Annotated in this window: 11 protein-coding genes; 10 read left to right on the plus strand and 1 reads right to left on the minus strand. The window is 41.3% G+C overall.

The genetic code is table 11. The features are described 5' to 3' along the window. Nucleotides 1–4: 4 nt before the first annotated feature. Complete coding sequence (locus tag A5883_RS04805) at nt 5–880, plus strand: aldose 1-epimerase family protein (protein WP_086338077.1); 876 nt, start codon at nt 5–7, stop codon at nt 878–880. A 52-nt stretch (nt 881–932) separates the two neighbouring features. Here the strand turns inward: A5883_RS04805 and plsY are convergent, their stop codons facing one another. Beyond that, a complete protein-coding gene (gene plsY / locus A5883_RS04810) occupies nt 933–1,571 on the minus strand; it encodes a glycerol-3-phosphate 1-O-acyltransferase PlsY (protein WP_008379676.1) in 639 nt (212 codons plus the stop codon). Between the two features lie 284 nt (nt 1,572–1,855). Between plsY and parE the strand changes: the two genes are divergently transcribed. The 9 genes from parE to glgB all read left to right on the plus strand — a co-directional run bounded on the left by parE (nt 1,856) and on the right by glgB (nt 14,893). Further along, nucleotides 1,856–3,883 (plus strand): DNA topoisomerase IV subunit B, encoded by a 2,028-nt coding sequence (gene parE / locus A5883_RS04815; protein WP_034872209.1) that lies wholly within the window; start codon nt 1,856–1,858, stop codon nt 3,881–3,883. Nucleotides 3,884–3,894: 11 nt separating this feature from the next. Beyond that, the gene (parC, locus tag A5883_RS04820; RefSeq protein ID WP_086338078.1) at nt 3,895–6,357 is read left to right on the plus strand and encodes a DNA topoisomerase IV subunit A; all 2,463 of its coding nucleotides are present in this window, start codon (nt 3,895–3,897) and stop codon (nt 6,355–6,357) included. A 270-nt stretch (nt 6,358–6,627) separates the two neighbouring features. Continuing rightward, the gene (gene pflB / locus A5883_RS04825) at nt 6,628–8,856 is read left to right on the plus strand and encodes a formate C-acetyltransferase (RefSeq protein WP_008379680.1); all 2,229 of its coding nucleotides are present in this window, start codon (nt 6,628–6,630) and stop codon (nt 8,854–8,856) included. 104 nt (nt 8,857–8,960) lie between these two features. After that, nucleotides 8,961–9,716: a pyruvate formate-lyase-activating protein gene (pflA, locus tag A5883_RS04830; protein WP_086338079.1), complete on the plus strand. Its 756-nt coding sequence runs from the start codon at nt 8,961–8,963 to the stop codon at nt 9,714–9,716. A 94-nt stretch (nt 9,717–9,810) separates the two neighbouring features. After that, on the plus strand, nt 9,811–10,740 hold the full coding sequence (locus A5883_RS04835) for a manganese-dependent inorganic pyrophosphatase (protein WP_086317062.1): 930 nt from the start codon (nt 9,811–9,813) through the stop codon (nt 10,738–10,740). Between the two features lie 88 nt (nt 10,741–10,828). Then, nucleotides 10,829–11,638 (plus strand): DUF1803 domain-containing protein, encoded by an 810-nt coding sequence (locus A5883_RS04840; RefSeq protein ID WP_086338080.1) that lies wholly within the window; start codon nt 10,829–10,831, stop codon nt 11,636–11,638. Nucleotides 11,639–11,835: 197 nt separating this feature from the next. Beyond that, the gene (locus A5883_RS04845) at nt 11,836–12,282 is read left to right on the plus strand and encodes a hypothetical protein (RefSeq protein WP_005236794.1); all 447 of its coding nucleotides are present in this window, start codon (nt 11,836–11,838) and stop codon (nt 12,280–12,282) included. Nucleotides 12,283–12,376: 94 nt separating this feature from the next. After that, nucleotides 12,377–12,784: a hypothetical protein gene (locus A5883_RS04850; protein WP_086317066.1), complete on the plus strand. Its 408-nt coding sequence runs from the start codon at nt 12,377–12,379 to the stop codon at nt 12,782–12,784. A 174-nt stretch (nt 12,785–12,958) separates the two neighbouring features. Further along, complete coding sequence (glgB, locus tag A5883_RS04855; RefSeq protein ID WP_016613231.1) at nt 12,959–14,893, plus strand: 1,4-alpha-glucan branching protein GlgB; 1,935 nt, start codon at nt 12,959–12,961, stop codon at nt 14,891–14,893. Nucleotides 14,894–14,914 lie beyond the last annotated feature (21 nt).

A 14,914-nucleotide genomic window follows, 5' to 3' on the forward strand; every position in this document is an offset into this window, starting at 1 on the left:
GACCATGACAGTTACCATCACGGCCGGTCATCTGCAAGCAAAAATTGCAGAAAAAGGGGCTGAGCTGCAAAGTTTAGTCGATACGAGCAATGACCTTGAATATATTTGGCAAGCTGATCCAAACCACTGGGGAAAGCATGCACCGATCTTATTTCCGATCGTTGGTGCCTTAAAAGAGGACACCTATCAGCATGAGGGCAAGAGTTATCATTTGCCTCGTCATGGATTTGCCAGAGACATGTTGTTTACTGTCGTTGAAAAACGCACAGATTACGCTTTGTTTTTACTAGAAAGTTCGACTGAAACCAAAGCAAAGTATCCGTTTGATTTTCAGCTGTATGTCAGTTATGAATTAGGCGGTGATGGTTTAGTCGTCAAATACCAAGTGAAGAATAGCGGTCAAAAAGAGCTCTATTTCTCCATTGGTGGACACCCTGCATTCAACGTTCCACTTGAAAAAGGGCTGACTTTTGAAGACTATTATCTTTCTTTTTCTCCAAAGAAATCACGGGTGAAATTGCCGTTAAAAGGCAACTATATTGATTATGAGCAACGCACACTCGGTCAAACGAATACGGATTTACGCTTGACCCATGACATGTTTGCAAATGATGCGCTAGTTTATGAAACGAAAGGATTACATTCCTACTCGATTCGCAGTGAGAAATCGCCTCATAGTGTCACGTTAAGCTACAATAATATGCCGTATGTCGGTTTTTGGTCCACGTATCCAGTGAAATCGCCGTTTCTATGTATAGAACCATGGTGCGGTATCGCAGACACACTGGAAGCTTCCGGTGAGCTTTCAGAAAAATTGGGTATTCAAGCACTTTCGCCTGAGGAGTTATTTGAAACAAAGTACTCGATCACAGTCAAATAAAAGCAGGCAAAAAGAAGCTGAGAAAAGTCATTGCACTTTTCTCAGCTTCTGCTTATTTGTTCGCTTGACGCTTATTCAGACCAAACGGTACCCGACTTTCAGTCCCGTCTTTAATACGTGAAATATTTTCGCGATGGCGAATAAAAATAAAAATCGTTACGCCGATCGCGATGAAGGTCAGCAGCCAGTTTTGCTCAGGCAATATCGCAGGGGCGATAAAAGGCAAAACGACCGTCGATAAGGTGATCAAACACGCCGCGATCATACTGGTCAGGCTTACCATACTTGTCACATAAAGACAGATAACAAAAATCAATGAAGAATAAATGAAAAAGAGCGGATTGTATCCTAAGAGCATCCCAGCACTTGTCGCCACCGCTTTGCCGCCTTTAAACTTGGCAAAGATCGGAAAGGTATGACCTAAGATCGCGCAGACCCCAAACCAGAGCGGATTGACGGTATGGAGACCAAAGAGGACAGGCAAACTGGTTGCCAAAGTTCCTTTTAAGATATCCATCAATAAAACAACGATCCCGGCTTTCTTTCCTAAAACGCGAAATGTATTGGTCGTTCCCGTATTGCCGCTGCCGAATTGGCGAATATCTTTTTTGAAAAACAATTGGCCAATCCAAACACCCGAGGGGATCGAACCTAAAAGGTAAGCAACAATAAATAAAAGAATCGTATTCATAATAACCAACTTTCTTTGCAAGGCTAGGGCAATTTTAGCATGAAAACGCCTTTCCAACAATAAGAAAATCTTTCGCTAGTCAGGGAAAGAAGAAAAACAGCTTTCCTCGGAGCTGTGAAACACAAACAAGCCATTTTGTGACTCTAGCTTGTGCAAACAAAGGAAAAAGGATAAGATAGTTTAGAAAAATGTTCGCTTGAAAAAAGCGTATTTTGTGTTAAGATTTTTTTTGCAGTCCTTTCAGCAGTAAAAAAGGACTGATCAAGATTAAAGGAGCGGTGGGTTTGGCAAAGAAAACCACAGAATATAATGATGCTTCCATTCAGGTCTTAGAGGGCCTAGAAGCAGTAAGAAAACGGCCAGGAATGTATATCGGCTCGACCGATAGCCGCGGCTTACATCACTTAGTGTATGAAATCGTCGATAATGCGGTTGATGAGGCACTCTCAGGATACGGCAATGAAATCGATGTTACGATCCACAAAGACAATAGTATCAGTGTTCGAGACAACGGGCGAGGAATGCCGGTCGGGACACATGCATCGGGAATCCCTACTGTTGAAGTGATCTTCACAGTGCTACATGCCGGCGGGAAGTTTGGCCAAGGAGGCTACAAAACTTCTGGCGGCCTTCATGGGGTTGGTGCCAGTGTTGTAAATGCTCTATCCAGCTGGCTGGAAGTAGTCATCGTTCGTGATGGCATCGAATACAAACAGAGCTTCAAAGACGGTGGGAAACCAGCGGGTACTTTGAAAAAAATCGGCAAAACTCGTAAACCAACTGGAACCACAGTCACCTTTAAACCTGACGACACGATCTTTTCAACAACCAAATTCTCCTATGAAATTCTCGCAGAACGTTTAAGAGAATCGGCTTTCTTGCTAAAAGGGGTCAAAATCTCCCTGACGGATGAACGTGGGGAAGAACCAATTCATGAAGTTTTTTTATATGAAGAAGGCATCAAAGAATTCGTTGATTATTTAAATGAAGAAAAAGATACCTTGACCCAGGTGGTGTATTTTTCCGGTACCAAAGAAGCAATCGAGGTAGAACTTGCCTTTCAATACAATGATGGCTATTCGGAAAATGTCTTGTCCTTTGTCAACAATGTACGTACCAAAGATGGTGGTACCCATGAAGTGGGGATGAAAACGTCAATGACGAAAGCTTTCAATGAATATGCCCGCAAGGTCAATTTGTTGAAGGAAAAAGATAAGAACCTTGAAGGTAGTGATTTTCGTGAAGGCTTAGCGGCCGTGTTGTCGATCCGTGTTCCAGAAAATCTTTTGCAATTTGAAGGGCAGACCAAAGGGAAATTAGGAACACCCTTAGCAAGAAATGCTGTAGACAATGTGATTGGCGAGCAACTAGGCTATTACCTGCAAGAAAACAGTGAAATGAGTCAAATGCTGGTTCGTAAAGCGATCAAAGCAAGAGAGGCCCGTGAAGCTGCCAGAAAGGCGAGAGAAGAAAGCCGCACAGGAAAGAAACGCAAAAAAGGTGAGTCACTGCTTTCTGGAAAATTAACGCCTGCTCAGTCTCGTAATCCTAAGAAAAATGAATTGTATTTGGTGGAGGGGGACTCAGCCGGCGGGTCAGCGAAGCAAGGCCGTGACCGCAAGTTCCAAGCGATTTTACCGTTACGAGGCAAAGTTATCAATACAGAAAAAGCCAAGATGCAGGATATTTTGAAAAATGAAGAGATCAATACCATGATCTATACTATCGGTGCCGGTGTTGGCCCAGAGTTTTCGATTGAAGACTGCAATTATGACAAAGTCATTATCATGACCGATGCGGATACCGATGGGGCGCACATCCAAGTGCTGCTTTTAACGTTTTTCTACCGGTATATGAAACCTTTGATCGAAGCGGGAAAAGTATACATTGCTTTGCCACCTTTGTATAAAGTGTCTAAAGGGTTAGGGAAAAAGGCAGTAGTCGAATATGCTTGGACGGATGATGAACTAAGCAAACTGACCCAAAAAATCGGTAAAGGCTATATGCTTCAGCGCTACAAAGGGTTGGGGGAAATGAATGCCGATCAATTGTGGGAAACGACGATGGACCCAGAAACGCGGACGCTGATTCGGGTAAGAATCGATGATGCGGCCCAAGCAGAACGCCGTGTCACCACACTGATGGGGGACAAGGTAGAACCTCGTCGGAAGTGGATCGAAAGCCATGTTCAATTCAGTTTAGAAGAAGATGGCAGTATTTTGGATAAAAAAGAAGATACGGTACCGGAATTAGTTGATGAAAAGTTAATGGATACCGAACAAGCAGAAAGCAAACATTTAGTTAAGGAATAGGAGGTGGTCTCTTGGAACACAGAAGCAATATACAAGAATTGACATTGGAAGAAGTGATGGGAGATCGCTTCGGTCGATATTCCAAATACATTATTCAAGAACGGGCATTGCCAGATATTCGTGATGGGTTAAAACCGGTTCAGCGGCGCATCTTGTTCGCCATGAACCAAGACGGCAATACGTATGACAAAGGCTTCCGCAAATCAGCGAAATCAGTCGGGAATATCATGGGGAACTTTCATCCCCATGGTGACTCGAGTATTTATGAAGCAATGGTCCGCATGAGCCAAGACTGGAAATTGCGTCAGATTTTGATTGAAATGCACGGAAACAACGGGAGTATGGATGGTGATCCGCCAGCTGCCATGCGTTATACCGAAGCACGACTTTCAGAATTAAGCGGTGAGCTGTTAAAAGATATCGAAAAAAACACCGTCGAATTGGTGTGGAATTTTGATGATACCGAAAAAGAACCAACTGTCTTACCAGCAAAATACCCAAATCTGTTAGTCAATGGCTCAACTGGGATCTCAGCTGGGTATGCAACGGAAATTCCCACCCATAATTTAGGGGAAATCATTGATGGAACGGTCTATTTGATCGACCATCCGCAAGCTTCTTTGGATCAGCTGATGAAGTATATTCCCGGCCCTGATTTTCCAACAGGAGGGATTTTACAAGGGAAAGAAGAAATCAAAAAAGCCTATGAAACAGGCAAAGGCAAAGTGATCCTGCGTTCGAAAACCAAGATCGAAGACATCAAAGGTGGCAAGCAGCAAATCGTTATCAATGAGATTCCCTATGAGGTCAATAAAGCCAATCTAGTCAAAAAAATGGATGAGATTCGTTTGAATAAACGGATCGACGGGATTGCTGAAGTGCGTGATGAAACTGACCGTACTGGTTTGCAGATCGTTGTCGAGCTGAAAAAAGAAGCAAATGCACAAGGAATTTTAAATTATTTATTTAAAAATACCGAATTGCAGATCAACTACAACTTCAACATGGTGGCTATCGACAATATGCGCCCCCAACAAGTCGGTTTGAAACGGATTTTAGAAAGCTACATCAAGCATCGGCGTGAAGTGATCGAAAAACGCAGTCGTTTTGAACTGCAAAAAGCCCAAAAGAGACAGCATATCGTCGATGGGTTAATCAAAGCTTTATCGATTCTTGATGAAGTGATCGCCACCATTCGCGGCAGTAAAGACAAAAAAGATGCCAAAAACAATCTGGTTGTTCAGCACGGTTTTACGGAAGAGCAAGCAGAAGCCATTGTGAACTTACAGTTGTACCGCTTGACCAATACGGATATCACACAATTGCAAGCAGAGACGAAAGAACTTGCTGAAACGATCGCTGAATTGACAACGATTTTAAATGAGGAAAGTGAATTACTGAAAGTGATCAAAAAGGAATTGCGGGAGATCAAGAAAAAATATTCGACACCGCGATTGACTGAGATCGAAGCCGAAATTCAAGAAATCAAGATCGAAACACAAGTTTTAGTCGCGCAAGAAGAAGTCGTCGTGACAGTCACAAGAGACGGTTATGTCAAACGCAGCAGTTTGCGTTCTTACGGTGCCTCAAAACCAGAAGAGATCGGCATGAAAGAAGGCGACTCTTTACTTTACAGCAACCAAATGAATACGTTGGATCATCTGTTATTGGTAACCAATAAAGGAAACACGATCTATCGTCCGGTTCATGAATTGCCTGATTTAAAATGGAAAGATCTAGGCGAACATATTTCGCAAACGGTTATGACACTGGCGCAAGATGAAATGATCATTGGGGTCTTTGCCTACAAAGAGATCGATCCGTTGAAAAACTTTGTGCTGATCAGTAAAAACGGCATGATTAAACAAACACGAATGACGGAATTTGAACCTTGGCGCACCTATAAGACACGGCCAATGACGATCATGAAGCTGAAAGATGAATCAGATGAATTAGTCAATGTCTTTTTGACTGATCAAACAGAAGAAATGGATGTCTTTTTAGTCAGTCATCTTGCCTTTGGCTTACGGTATTCGCTTAATGAAGTGCCCGTTGTGGGACCAAAAGCAGCTGGGGTCAAAGCGATGAACCTTAAAGCGGATGATTATCTTATCAATGGGTTGTTAGTTTATTCAGAAGGGGATACACCGATCGTTCTGATTACCCAACGTGGCGCAGCAAAACGCATGCTAGCCCAAGAGATCACCCAATTAGGACGGGCGAAGCGTGGATTGATGGTCTTACGGGAATTGAAGAAAAACCCTCATCGCGTAGTCTATATGGGGAATGGAGAGAACCAGCAGCTACTGGTAACCAACCAAAAAGGACAAGCCTTTGAAGTCATCACGAATCAAATCCCGATCAATGATCGGACCTCCAACGGCTCATTTATCATGGATGAGAAAACAGGGGGGCAAATCTACGAAGTGAAAACACAAATCAGTCCTGCAATCGCAGAGGATTCTGTACTATAAATTATAACAAAACAACCATTCTGTACCAGTACAGAATGGTTGCTTTTTTGCCTCTTAATTAATCTTTCACATTAATAAAAAACGCACTTTAATAAAAGATTCACATTTGATAAATGCTTATAAATCAACGTTTTTAATAATAAAAATCTTAAAAAAAACTAAATTGTTCAAAATAATTCTTGAAAACACTTGCAATCATTAGGGTGTGTGTTATACTGTTCACGTAAAGCTGTTACATTAGTGAACAGAAAATTTAAGGAGGTCCATCAGATGGAACAATGGAATGGATTTAAAGGAAAAACTTGGAAAGAAGAAGTAAACGTACGCGACTTCATCCAAGAAAACTACACACCTTATGACGGAACAGATGAATTCCTAGCAGATGCTACTGAAGCAACGACGAAGCTATGGGATCAAGTCATGGAACTGAACAAGCAAGAGCGTGAAGCTGGCGGCGTATTGGATATGGATACAAAAGTCGTTTCAACGATTACTTCTCATGGACCTGGCTACTTAGACAAAAACTTAGAAACAGTTGTTGGTTTCCAAACGGAAAAACCATTTAAACGCAGCTTGCAACCATTTGGCGGCATCCGCATGTCAGAACAAGCAGCAGAATCTTACGGCTATGAAATCGATGCGGAAGTTTCTCACATTTTCCGCGACTACCGTAAAACACATAACCAAGGGGTATTTGATGCCTATACACCTGAAATCAGAGCAGCTCGTCGTTCTGGTGTAATCACAGGTCTTCCTGATGCATACGGCCGTGGCCGGATCATTGGTGACTACCGTCGTGTTGCATTATACGGAGTGGATTTCTTGATCAAAGAAAAACAACAAGACCTATTGTATTGCGGAAACGGAACCATGTCTGAAGACATTATCCGCCAACGTGAAGAATTAAGTGAACAAATTCGCGCTTTAAGCGAATTGAAAGAATTAGGAAACATTTACGGATTTGATATTTCTAAACCAGCTCAAACGGCGAAAGAAGCATTCCAATGGTTATATCTTGGTTACTTAGCAGCCATCAAAGAGCAAAATGGTGCGGCAATGTCATTGGGACGTACGTCAACTTTCCTTGATATTTATGTTGAACGCGATTTAAAAAATGGCGTGATCACTGAAGAAGAAGCACAAGAAATCGTTGACCATTTTGTCATGAAACTACGTCTTGTGAAATTTGCTCGGACGCCTGATTACAACGCATTGTTCTCTGGTGACCCAACTTGGGTAACTGAGTCAATCGCTGGTATGGGTGAAGATGGACGCCACATGGTAACAAAAAACAGCTTCCGTTTCTTACACACTCTAGCAAACTTAGGTCCAGCACCAGAACCAAACTTGACTGTTTTATGGTCAACACGTTTGCCTCATAACTTCAAAACATTCTGTGCGAAAATGTCGATCCAAACATCAGCGATTCAATATGAAAACGATGATGTGATGCGTGGACATTGGGGCGATGATTACGGAATCGCTTGTTGTGTATCCGCAATGCGCATCGGGAAACAAATGCAATTCTTTGGTGCTCGTGCAAACTTAGCGAAAACATTGTTGTATGCAATCAACGGTGGGGTCGATGAAAAATCAAAAGCACAAGTTGGACCAAAATTCCAACCAATTACTTCTGAATACTTGGATTACAACGAAGTAATGGAAAAATATGACACAATGATGGACTGGATTTGTGATCTGTATGTGAACACATTGAACATCATTCATTACATGCATGACAAATATTCTTATGAACGCATTGAAATGGCGCTCCAAGATACAGATATTCTACGTACGATGGCTACTGGTATCGCTGGTTTCTCTGTTGCAGTTGATTCATTATCAGCGATTAAATATGCCAAAGTTCGTACGATTCGTGATGAAAACGGCATTGTTGAAGATTACGAAATCGAAGGCGATTATCCTAAATACGGAAACAATGATGACCGTGTAGATGATATCGCAGTCAACTTGTTGAAAGCTTTCATGAAGAAAGTAAAACGCACAAAAACATATCGTGATGCAAAACATACAACTTCGATCCTTACAATCACTTCTAATGTGGTTTATGGGAAGAAAACAGGGAACACGCCTGATGGACGTCGTGCAGGTGCACCATTTGCTCCAGGTGCAAACCCAATGCATGGCCGCGATACGCATGGTGCATTAGCAAGTCTTTCGTCAGTTGCGAAATTACCATATGATTACTCATTAGATGGTATTTCAAACACCTTCTCAATCGTACCTAAAGCATTAGGTCGTGACGATGAGACACAACAAGAAAACCTAGCAACAATGCTAGATGGCTATGCAGCAAAAGGTGGTCACCACTTAAATATCAACGTATTTAACCGTGATACATTACTTGATGCGCAAGCTCACCCAGAAAAATACCCACAATTAACGATTCGGGTTTCTGGTTATGCGGTTAATTTCATTAAATTAACCAAAGAACAACAAGATGATGTCATTGCTCGTACAATGCACGAAGCAATGTAATAAGCAACAACTTCAGGCGGCGGACGGGAAAATCCGCCGCCTCTTGTTTTGAGAGTATCAGACGGAGCATGGTTATCCGTCGTTTCGAAGAAAGGAAGAGCATTATGGCAGTAACAGGACAAGTACATTCAACAGAAAGTTTTGGATCAGTAGATGGACCAGGTATCCGTTTTATTGTATTCATGCAAGGATGCCGCATGCGTTGCCAGTTTTGTCATAATCCAGATACTTGGAAGATTGGCGCGGGTATCGAACGAACGACTGATGACGTCTTAGAAGAGGCGTTGAAATATCGCGAATTCTGGGGACAAAAAGGTGGGATCACCGTTAGTGGTGGGGAACCGTTACTTCAAATGGACTTTCTGATCGATCTGTTTCGCAAAGCCAAAGCAGAAGGGGTCAGCACAACACTGGACACTTGCGGAAAACCATTTACACGAGAAGAGCCTTTTTTCAGTAAGTTTCAAGAGTTGATGACTGTGACTGATTTGCTGTTGTTTGATATCAAACATATCGATAACAAAGCCCATAAAGAGCTGACCACCCAATCCAATGATAATATTTTGGATATGGCAAATTATCTTTCAGAGATCAATCAGCCCGTCTGGATTCGTCATGTGCTGGTTCCTTTTAGAAGCGATTATGATGACTTCTTGATCCGTTTGGATGAATTTATCAAGACGTTGAAGAATGTCGATAAAGTTGAGATCTTACCTTATCACACGATGGGGAAATACAAGTGGGATGAGCTAGGCTTGAAATATCCCCTTGAAGGGATCGAACCACCAACCGAAGATCGGGTGAAAAATGCCAAACGTTTGCTCCATGTAGATGACTATAAAGGCTACTTAACCCGTTGATCAAAACAGGAAAGAAGAGATTGCTATTGCTTCTTTCCTGTTTTTTTACTATGATTAGAAAGTGAATATCAATTGAAATAGGAGCGATGAAGAAATGTCGAAAATATTAGTATTCGGTCACCAAAATCCTGATACCGACGCTATTGGTGCAGCGATTGCCTTTGCAAACTTACAAAATCAACTTGGGAAAGACTGTGAAGCGGTGGCGCTAGGTACACCGAATGAAGAAACACAATTTGCACTAGACACCTTTAGCCTGGCTGCTCCTCGTGTAATCGATTCAGTAACTAAGGAAACACAAGAAGTAATGCTGGTGGATCACAATGAGTTTCAGCAAAGTGCGGCAGATATCGCTGATGTTACAGTGTTGGCAGTGGTTGATCATCACCGTATTGCTAACTTTGAGACAGCCAATCCGTTGTATTATCGTGCAGAACCTGTTGGTTGTACCAGTACGATCGTATTGAAGTTATACAAAGAAAATCAAGTGGAAATTCCAAAAGCGATCGCAGGAATCATGCTTTCAGCGATCATCTCCGATACATTGTTGTTCAAATCGCCAACATGTACCGATGAAGATGTAGCGGCAGCAAAAGAATTAGCGGTTTTAGCAGGTGTTGAACTGGAAGCATACGGATTGGATATGTTGAAAGCCGGCACAAATCTTGGAACGAAATCAGCAGCAGGATTGCTGGATCTTGATGCAAAAAGCTTCCCAATGGGCGGGAAAAACATCCGTATCGGACAAGTCAATACAGTCGACCTAAAAGAGGTCTTTGACCGTCAAGCAGAATTGGAAGCTGCCATGAAAGAATCAATGTCAGCAAATGGCTATGATTTGTTCTTGCTTGTTGCTACTGATATCTTAGACAGTAATTCTGAGCTATTAGTTGTTGGTGAACCAATTGCCCCAGTAGAAGCAGCGTTTGAAACGACATTAACGAACCATCGTGCCTTTTTACCTGGCGTTGTTTCTCGTAAAAAACAAATCGTTCCTCAATTAACAGCGGTTTTCGAAGGATAATTAGGATAAATGTCAGAGTGCTGGTGAGATCTGTTTTGGTAGATCAAGCCAGCATTTTTCATGATTTTTTTAATAAGGAGTACACACAGTGAAATTTTTTTATAGTCCCCATTATCGTTCGTTGCAACCGATCCTGGCATCTTCTGAATTCCATGATTTGGTTCATGTGCTTTTAAGCTGTCAGGAACCGCCGACACTACGAGAGCTAAAAGCGAAGTTTCCAGAGGTGTCATTTGATAAAACCCTTGACCGTCTGATCGCATCAGCTTTGATCATCCGCCAAAATCGACGCTATTTTTTAGGTTTTCCTGTTTATACTGAAGAAGATCAAAAGCAGCTGCAAGAAAGTGACGGTTTTTATCAAGATGCCCTTGATTGGTCAACACAAGAAATCGCTGGTTTTCTCAAAAACTTTGCGACATTAAGTAATGAAAATAAATACTTCTATGGTTGTTTGCAGGAGGTGGAGCAGGGGATTGCTTATTCCTTGGCCCATGAAAGTTTTCAGATGATCTCATACGCAGAAGCGCCATGGCCACCAACGCTGCCGGCTTTTTTTGAAGCAAATCGCCAGCTGCAAAATCTATCGGTTTATGACGAACTAATGGATTTGATCGGCGATGTCGATCCGGTCTATTACTTAGATCAAGTAAGTGTCATCTTTGAACGTATCCGTAAAAACAAAAAAGTGCGTCCGAGTATTTTTCTAGAATCGCTTCAACAGTTGAAAATCGTTAGTTCCGAGCTAGATTTCTTGCTGGAAGAAATAAATTGTGATAATCTAAAAAACGGCCGTTATCCATCTGCTGAAAAGGATATTTTCTTGCAACGATCAGTGCTCGCTCACTTAGCGAAAAAAGCAGGTTCATACAACACGTTTTTTTTCAATGATAATTGAGATTTCTAATAATTATGTTATTTGTTTTAAATTTTCTGAATATTACAAAGCTGTTAGATGTTATTCTAATAGCTTTTTTTCTTGTTCACTAAAATGATAATTTGATGAATAAAAATTAAAATATAACGATCGTTTTGTTTGGAGATTTGATTTCTTGATGATATGATGATTTTAGAACGTTGAAAGGGGATATAAAAATGGAAGGATATAAAACGGTTGATTTTGAACAGTTGGAACGGAATAAAACGAAAGCAGAAATGATTACATTCGTATCAATGTCAGAGATAGAAGCGGCACGGCAAGCAATTACAAATGCGGGGATCGATGAAACGCGTTTTTCTGATGGAGATCTCATTCTCGCATTAAAGCAAAAGGAACGATTTGGGGCAAATACGATCGTTTCAGTGGTTATTGATTGGCTAGTGAATCAAAACTATTTAGTGAATCCCGCGAATGCCCTTCGTTATTTGGCGAAAAAAATGGCAGATGGTCCATTAACGAGTTATAAATTATTGAGTGAGGGAGAGTTTGACTGTGATGGCAATTATTACTTAATTGGTCACGCAGACAAGTCCTTGGCAGTAAATAAAGCCTATAAAGTTTACACCGATGGGCAAGTAAAAGAGCTTTGGCAAGCAAAATAATTGAAGGTGATTTCGGCTCTAGCGAAGAAGGGAAACGGCTGTAGAAGCAGTTGTTTTCGTAAAAGGATCGAAGATTGAAGGTTGTGAAGGACGCGTGAAACTAAACATTCGAATCAGCTTAGCTGGCAGTCATCTTTTGATTGGTGCATTCAGTTTGATCTGTGCATTGCTGACGCTTTATAAAGTACCAACTAGTTTTGGTACGATCCAAGTCATGTTAGGTGAAATTTATTATACCGATACGGTATTTGACCGATTTACTCAGCTTTTCTTATTGGGGATTATTAGTCTTTATACCGTAGTGACGAGTTTTTACGGGTTTCGATTCTGGTGTTTTTGCTCCGCCTCTTCTGCATTTGGGACACTGCTGGCATATGTTGAATTAACTGAGACATTTCCGGTGATGGTTGTTTTCATCCTGGTTTTGGCAAGTTTGTTTCAGTTAAGTGTAGTCACATACTTCATTTTCCAAAAGCTAAAAAGTAGAGCTGAAACAGGTTGAACAGATACGTTCAAGCTGTTTTTTTCTGTCCTGAATAATTCGTTCGTATCATAGGGTTATTAGGTTACTAGAATTTTATTTTATGCTATGCTAACAGTAGAGATCGTTTGGTTGCAAATGCTTCTCTATTAAAAAATGGGACAATGATCGATCGTTAAAGAATAAGCGATCAAGATGAGTCGAAGGAGGACTGATGAGAGAGTGGTTACCAAACAACAGGTACTGACTGCAGAAAAGGACTTTCTGAGCGGTGAAAATTTTTATGTCCAACATTTCTTAGGAGCCCATCAAGCGGATGATGGCTATGTGTTTCGTGTTTGGGCACCAAACGCTCAACAAGTTTGGCTGGTTGGTGATTTCAACCAATGGACAGACACTTTGCCAATGAATAAAAGGGCAGAATCTGGGGTCTGGGAGATTGAGACCAACCAAGTAAAAGAAGGACAGCTTTACAAATACAAAGTCAAACAAGCAAATGGACGAGAAGTATTGAAGATTGATCCTTTTGCTGTCCATTTCGAAGCTCGACCAGGAACTGCTGCCGTGTTGCATTCGATCCCACAAAAAAAATGGCGGGATGGACTATGGCAAGGCCGCAAAAAAAGACAGAAAACATTTAATCGACCTCTAAATATTTATGAAGTTCATGCCAGCTCGTGGAAGCACCACGAAGACGGCACCCCTTATCGCTTCTCTGAATTAAAAGATGAACTTATTCCTTATGTGAAAAAAATGGGTTATACCCATATTGAATTTATGCCTTTGATGGAACATCCATTAGGTACCTCGTGGGGCTATCAGCTGACAGGTTATTTTGCGCTCAGTTCCTATTATGGGACACCAGAAGAATTTCAAGACTTTGTAGAGGCATGCCATTTAGAAAATATTGGTGTCTTTGTTGATTGGGTACCAGGACATTTTTGTGTCAATGATGACAGCTTAGCTTATTATGACGGCACGCCGACATTTGAATACATGGATGAAAACCGTGCCAAAAATGTTCGCTGGGGTGCGATCAACTTTGATCTCGGCAAACCACAAGTCCAAAGCTTTCTGATCTCAAGTGCCTTGTTCTGGATCGAATTTTATCATATTGATGGTATTCGGGTAGATGCCGTTTCCAACATGATCTATCGCGATTATGATGAAGGTCCATGGGAACCAAATCACGAAGGGGGCAATCGCAACTTTGAAGGCTATTACTTTTTACAGAAGCTTAATTCTGTTATCAAGTTAGCCCATCCAGCAGTGGTCATGATTGCAGAAGAAAGTACGTCTGAAACCAAAATAACAGGAATGGTCGAAGAAGGCGCGTTAGGATTTGATTATAAATGGAATATGGGCTGGATGAACGATGTCCTGCGTTTTTATGAAATGGACCCGATTTTCCGTAAAGATCATTTAAATCTGCTTTCTTTCTCTTTCATGTATCGGATGCAAGAAAATTATATCTTGCCACTTTCTCATGATGAAGTCGTTCATGGTAAAAAAAGTTTGATGCATAAAATGTGGGGGGACCGCTACAAACAGTTTTCACAACTACGAAATCTCTATACGTACATGATGATGCATCCAGGGAAAAAATTGTTATTCATGGGTAGTGAATGGGGACAGTTTTTAGAATGGAAATATGATCATGGGCTTGAATGGGTCGATTTAAACGACACATTAAATGCAAAAATGCAGTTCTTCACCCAGACCTTGAATGAACTATACAAAGAAGAACGAGCCCTTTGGGAATTGGATGATCAAGAAGATTCATTGATGGTGATCGATGCAGACAACTTAGATGAAACGACATTGACTTTCTTACGACAAGGAAAAACGAAAAAAGATTTCTTGATCGTTGTTGTCAATCTGACACCAGTGGAGCGTCACGATTTTGCGATCGGCGTGCCATACGAAGGAACGTATCGAGAGATTTTAAACACTGAACGGGATGTATTTGGTGGAACTTGGGTGGCTAATAACCAAGACTGCCAGACCAGTAATGCCCCTTTTAAACAATACGACTATCAAATCAAAACAATTTTGCCTGCACTTGGGGCTTTGATTATCAAACCAGAAAAAATCAAAATGACTCGTAAAAAAGCAGTAAAGAAAGCATAAAAAAAGAGTAGAGGGGGAACG

This window comes from Enterococcus sp. 5B3_DIV0040, assembly GCF_002140755.1.
Classification (GTDB): Bacteria; Bacillota; Bacilli; order Lactobacillales; family Enterococcaceae; genus Enterococcus_D; species Enterococcus_D casseliflavus.

What these genes read in the sequence shown, in the direction of transcription:
- glgB (WP_016613231.1), top strand. Translation starts at nt 12,959, where the DNA reads ATGAGTCGAAGGAGGACTGATGAGAGAGTGGTTACCAAACAACAGGTA.
- A5883_RS04845 (WP_005236794.1), top strand. Translation starts at nt 11,836, where the DNA reads ATGGAAGGATATAAAACGGTTGATTTTGAACAGTTGGAACGGAATAAA.
- A5883_RS04805 (WP_086338077.1), top strand. Translation starts at nt 5, where the DNA reads ATGACAGTTACCATCACGGCCGGTCATCTGCAAGCAAAAATTGCAGAA.
- A5883_RS04835 (WP_086317062.1), top strand. Translation starts at nt 9,811, where the DNA reads ATGTCGAAAATATTAGTATTCGGTCACCAAAATCCTGATACCGACGCT.
- pflB (WP_008379680.1), top strand. Translation starts at nt 6,628, where the DNA reads ATGGAACAATGGAATGGATTTAAAGGAAAAACTTGGAAAGAAGAAGTA.
- pflA (WP_086338079.1), top strand. Translation starts at nt 8,961, where the DNA reads ATGGCAGTAACAGGACAAGTACATTCAACAGAAAGTTTTGGATCAGTA.
- plsY (WP_008379676.1), bottom strand. Translation starts at nt 1,571, where the DNA reads ATGAATACGATTCTTTTATTTATTGTTGCTTACCTTTTAGGTTCGATC.